The 1,093-nt window shown below is 69.0% G+C and carries 1 protein-coding gene; it reads left to right on the forward strand.

Going from position 1 to position 1,093, the window contains the following annotated elements:
• Window positions 1-66: 66 nt before the first annotated feature.
• On the forward strand, window positions 67-1,093 hold a 1,027-nt coding region (locus ACFHWY_RS28610), incomplete at its 3' end, for an IS701 family transposase (protein ID WP_416583345.1).

Consider the following 1,093-nt stretch of genomic DNA (forward strand, 5'->3'; position numbering starts at 1 on the left):
TACTGCAACGGCGGGTCGTGGCTTCGGCTGCTGATCGCTCGTTGGCTGGTTGTGGTGGATGCGCAGTTGGTCGGGTCGTGGGATGCCGGGTTGGAGGAGTTGTTCTTCCGGTTCGCGCATCGGTTTACTCGGGTGGAGCCGCGGCGGCGGGCGTGGGCGTATGTGCGGGGGTTGCTGGCGCCGTTGGAGCGGCGGAACGGGTGGACCCTTGCAGAGCAGGCTGGGCATGGGTCGCCGGACGGGTTGCAGGGCATGCTGTGCAGCCCGGCGTGGGACCGGGACGCGGTCCGCGATGACGTGCGCGACTACGTCGTGGAACAGATCGGCGATGCGGCCGGGGTGCTCGTCGCCGACGAGACCGGGTTTGTGAAGAAGGGCCGCGCCTCGGCGGGGGTCCAGAGGCAGTATTCGGGCACGGCGGGCAAGACCGAGAACTGCCAAATCGGCACGTTTTTGTGCTACTCGACGTCCCGTGGTCGGGCGTTGATCGATCGGGAGTTGTACCTGCCGAAGTCGTGGACCGGTGACCGGGATCGGTGCCGGGCGGCGGGGATCCCGGACGAGGTCGAGTTCGCCACCAAGCCTCAGCAGGCACAGGCCATGCTGGAGCGGGCGATCACCGCCGGGGTGCCGTTTTCGTGGTTCACGGGGGACGAGGCCTACGGGCAGAACCCCGGCCTGCGGGGTTGGCTGGAGGATCAGGACATCGCGTATGTGATGGCCACCCGCCGCGACGACGAGGTGCCTTCCGGGTTGCATACCACCACCGGCGTTGACGAGTTGATCGCCAGGGTGCGTGCGGGTGCGTGGCAGCGCCTGTCGTGTGGCGATGGCGCGCACGGGCCGCGCCGCTACGACTGGGCACGCGTGCCGATCCGGCGTGCCTTCGCCCACGGCCGCCGGGGCTGGGTCCTGGCCCGGCGTTCGATCAGCGACCCGAGCGAGATCGCCTACTACGTCTGCTTCGGCCCACGCGGCACACGACTGCGTGAACTCGTGCGGGTCGCCGGCAGCCGCTGGTCGGTGGAGGAATCGTTCCAGACCGCGAAGAACGAGGTCGGCCTGGACCAGTACCAGGTCCGCCGCTACGACG

The organism is Micromonospora sp. LOL_024 (assembly GCF_048060415.1).
Classification (GTDB): Bacteria; Actinomycetota; Actinomycetes; order Mycobacteriales; family Micromonosporaceae; genus Micromonospora.